At 66.5% G+C, this 3,733-nt stretch carries 4 protein-coding genes and 1 pseudogene; 4 read left to right on the forward strand and 1 reads right to left on the reverse strand.

Annotation, left to right across the window (positions count from 1 at the left end; translation table 11 throughout):
• From AC1DS3_RS36550 to AC1DS3_RS36560, 3 genes and pseudogenes are all read left to right on the forward strand, one after another.
• Positions 1–285 (forward strand): annotated as a pseudogene (locus tag AC1DS3_RS36550) (short-chain dehydrogenase/reductase); the annotation flags it as partial.
• Between the two features lie 174 nt (positions 286–459).
• Positions 460–2,091, forward strand: a complete 1,632-nt coding sequence (locus AC1DS3_RS36555; protein WP_441640705.1) for an FAD-binding protein — start codon at positions 460–462, stop codon at positions 2,089–2,091.
• Positions 2,088–2,420 (forward strand): 4Fe-4S binding protein, encoded by a 333-nt coding sequence (locus AC1DS3_RS36560; RefSeq protein WP_441640706.1) that lies wholly within the window; start codon positions 2,088–2,090, stop codon positions 2,418–2,420. The genes AC1DS3_RS36555 and AC1DS3_RS36560 overlap by 4 nt, the downstream gene beginning before the upstream one ends.
• Positions 2,421–2,552: 132 nt before the next feature.
• Here the strand turns inward: AC1DS3_RS36560 and AC1DS3_RS36565 are convergent, their stop codons facing one another.
• Positions 2,553–2,789, reverse strand: coding sequence for a YbaK/EbsC family protein (locus AC1DS3_RS36565; protein ID WP_441640707.1), 237 nt, complete (start codon positions 2,787–2,789; stop codon positions 2,553–2,555).
• Positions 2,790–2,963: 174 nt separating this feature from the next.
• On the opposite strand from AC1DS3_RS36565, the gene AC1DS3_RS36570 reads away from it, so the two are divergent.
• The gene (locus AC1DS3_RS36570; protein WP_441640708.1) at positions 2,964–3,494 is read left to right on the forward strand and encodes an isochorismatase family protein; all 531 of its coding nucleotides are present in this window, start codon (positions 2,964–2,966) and stop codon (positions 3,492–3,494) included.
• Positions 3,495–3,733: the final 239 nt, after the last annotated feature.

The following is a 3,733-nucleotide window of genomic DNA, read 5'->3' on the forward strand; positions in this document are numbered from 1 at the left end:
GACTGGGCAGGCCGCTCCCTGCAGCGCACGGTGCGCACGATCGAGGACTACGCGGCAACGCTGGAACCGCTGAGCGCCGCGCGTGCGGCAAGATCCGGCAAGCAGCCGGGAGATCCCCGCAAGGCCGCGCAGGCGATCCTCAAGGTGGTGGCGTCGGAGCAGCCGCCGGTGCATCTTCTGTTGGGCACCGATGCGCTCGGCTTCGTTCGCGAGAAGCTCAAGACATTGCAGGAGGAAATCAACCAGTGGGAAGCGCTGACCGTCAGTACTGACCTTACCGATTGAATGGGTTGCCAGCGCAACGGATTGCCGCGCTCGCCGCCGCTGCGGCGAGCGCATATGGATTGCACCAAAGCTTCGTTGCGCGGCCCGCGCCAGTTKGCTACTGTCATTCGATCGTTCGATATGTCCATTGCCAATTGCCCATTGCCAATCGCCACTGCCGGGAGGAATCGCCGCATGCCATCCATCGGGACCGAGTACCGCGCCAGGACACCCGCACCGCAGACCGATGTGCTGGTCATCGGCGGCGGCCCTGCCGGCACCTGGACAGCCATTGCCGCGGCCGGATGCGGCGCGCGCGTCGTGCTGGCCGACAAAGGCTACTGCGGCACCTCGGGCGCAACGGCGGCAGCCGGCACCGCCATCTGGCACGTTGCCCCCGACCCCGCCGCGCGCGCGGCGGCCAAGGCCAGCCGCTACACACTTGGCGGCGAACTGGCCGAGCCGGCCTGGATGGACCGGGTGCTGGAGCGCACCTGCGCGGGACTCGAACAGCTTGCCGAATGGGGCTACCCATTTCCGCAGGACGCATCCGGCCAGGCGCAGCGCATCTCCCTGCAAGGGCCGGAGTACATGCGGCTGATGCGCCGGCGCGCCAAGGCGGCGGGCGTTCGCATTCTCGATCACAGCCCGGCGCTGGCCCTGCTGGTGGATGGCGGCGGCGCGGTGCGCGGCGCACGCGGCCTGCACCGCCAGCCCCGCGCGGACCAGCCGGGCGAGTGGACGCTGCGCGCCGGCGCGGTGGTGATCGCCACCGGGGGCTGCGCCTTTCTCAGCCGCGCACTGGGCTGCAACGTGCTGACCGGCGACGGTTACCTGATGGCAGCCCAGGCCGGCGCCGACCTGTCCGGCATGGAGTTCTCCAATGCGTATGGCCTTGGGCCCGCGTTCTCGTCGGTCACCAAATCGCTGTTCTACCAATGGGCGACCTTCTATGACGCACGGGGCCAGGTGCTGGAAGGCGCGGGCTCCGCGCAGGGCCGCAGCGTGATTGCCCGCGCGCTGCAAACGCAAGCGGTGTACGCGCGGCTGGACCGCGCGGACGTCAAGGTGCGTGCGTGGATGCGCAGCGCCCAGCCAAACTATTTCCTGCCCTTCGACCGCCTTGGCATCGACCCCTTCACGCAACGCTTCCCGGTGACCTTGCGGCTCGAAGGCACGGTGCGCGGCACCGGCGGCCTGCGTATCCTGGACGCGCAATGCGCCACCAGCGTCGCCGGCCTGTACGCTGCCGGCGACGCTGCMACGCGCGAGCTGATCTGCGGCGGCTTTACCGGCGGCGGCAGCCACAACGCCGCATGGGCGATGTCGTCCGGCTGGTGGGCAGGCCAGGGCGCGGCCGCCTTCGCGCAGGAAGCGCGCCTCACTGCCGGGCAAACCCTGTACAGCGCCGGCTACGGCAACCCGGCGCACACGCAGGCAACCCCGGCCGAGGCTGACGCATCGGCACTCGTCAGCGCCGTGCAAGCCGAAGTGTTTCCCTACGCGCGCAACTGGTTCCGCCATGGCGAGGCGCTCACCGATTCACTGGTGCGGCTCGATGCGCTGTGGCGGCAATGGGGCAACGCGGCTGCACTACCCGGCGCAGAGCATGCCTTGCGCACACGCGAGGCCACCGCCATGCTCGCCACCGCGCGCTGGATGTACCGCAGCGCGCTGGCGCGCACCGAGACGCGCGGCATGCACCGGCGCATCGATCACCCGGACCAGGATGCAAGCCAGCGCCACCGGGTGATCAGCGGCGGGCTGGATGAAGTCTGGACCGCGCGCGAAAGCATCGCCGGCACCACCTGGAAGGTGGCCGCATGATCGAGCTGCTCAACAGCGCGCGCTGCACCGGCTGCAATATTTGCGTGCGCGTATGCCCCACCAATGTCTTCGCCATCGTGCCCGGCCAGCCGCCGGCGATCGCGCGCCAGCATGACTGCCAGACCTGCTTCATGTGCGAGCTGTACTGCCCCGAAGACGCGCTCTTCGTGGCGCCGCTGGCCGACGCCTGCCAGCCGGCGGACAACGCAGCCACCACGCAGCCCCGCCACGCCGGCAGCTACCGCGCGGCAATAGGCTGGGGCAGCGGCCGCACATCCACCGCCGCGCAGGACGGCAGCCACGCGCTGCTGGGGCTCGTGCGCCGCTAGGGAAGCAGGGAATGCCATGAAAGACCTGATCGACTGGATTACCGCCATCGCCACCGTCGCGCTGGTGTACGCGGCACTGCGCTATCCGCTCTATCCCCCACGCTTTGGCGCCACGGATGAGGAGCATGACAGTTAGCCCTGCGCCACATCGACCCACTGCGCCTTGATCAACTGCGCCGGGTGCTCGGGCGAAATGCGAATCGCGGCATGGGTTGCGCCGGCCGCCGGCAGGACCGCTTTGTCCTTCAGTTTCAGGGACAACGTCTTGGCTATTTGAGCGGATGCCACGCCGTGGGCCTCGGCCGCCTCGGCAATCATCACAGTGTTCGTTGCCTGCTCGATGATCTTGATCTCGGGCGCGTGTTGCATCGGGCGGGCTAGGTTCCTCCAGGATCATCTTGATGCGTTTCGTGTACCCAGGTCATGATCGACCTGCCTGAGCCGGCCTCAAAGCGGGACAATGCGGCTTGAGACTTCAACCGCTCCCACCGGGAATTGCATGCAGGAAGCGATGGGGACCCCAACTCGCCAAAGGAAATGAACATGCTGCAAAACGCCGCCGAATCCGTTCTAGTGCTGGTGGATTTCCAAGGGCGCCTGATGCCGGCGATCCACGAAGGCGATCGCGTGACAAAGGAGGCCGTACGTCTTGGCAACATCGCGCGTGTGCTGGGCGTGCCCGTGATCGGCACAGAACAAAGCCCCAGCAGCCTGGGCGGGAATATCGATGAAATCAAGCGCCTGTGCGATCTGACCCTGGCCAAGGATTACTTCGACGGCTGCCGGGACGGTCTGCTAGACATGCTTCCTGAAGGCCGGAAGAACGTGGTGGTGGCCGGCTGCGAAGCCCACGTTTGCGTGCTCCAGACCGTTGCCGGGCTGCTCGGGAACGGCTTGAAAGTCACCGTGGTGCTGGATGCCATCGGCTCGCGGCAGGCGTCCAGCCGGGAGGCGGCAATCGACAGGATGCGCAACGGCGGGGCAACCGCGGCCACGGTCGAGATGGTTGCCTTTGAATGGATGCGTACGAGCCAGCACGAACGGTTCCGGGAGGTGCTTGGCTTTGTGAAGTAGTGGGCCGCGGCGCACCCGCGCCTGCCCACTAATTCAAAAATTCTGAACAATGTATCCGGATAAGTCTAGTCTAACGCACCGATGACTCTCCTATAGTTCGTTACATGGACGGCGCGCACAAACAAAGCAACGTTCTGGCAGTCGCAGCGAACAATCAACGAAATTCAACGAATTTTAAGATACTGGAGAACATCATGACCAAGACCTTCGCCCTCAAGCTCGCTTCCACGCTCGTGCTG

The organism is Cupriavidus sp. 01L46 (assembly GCF_056399905.1).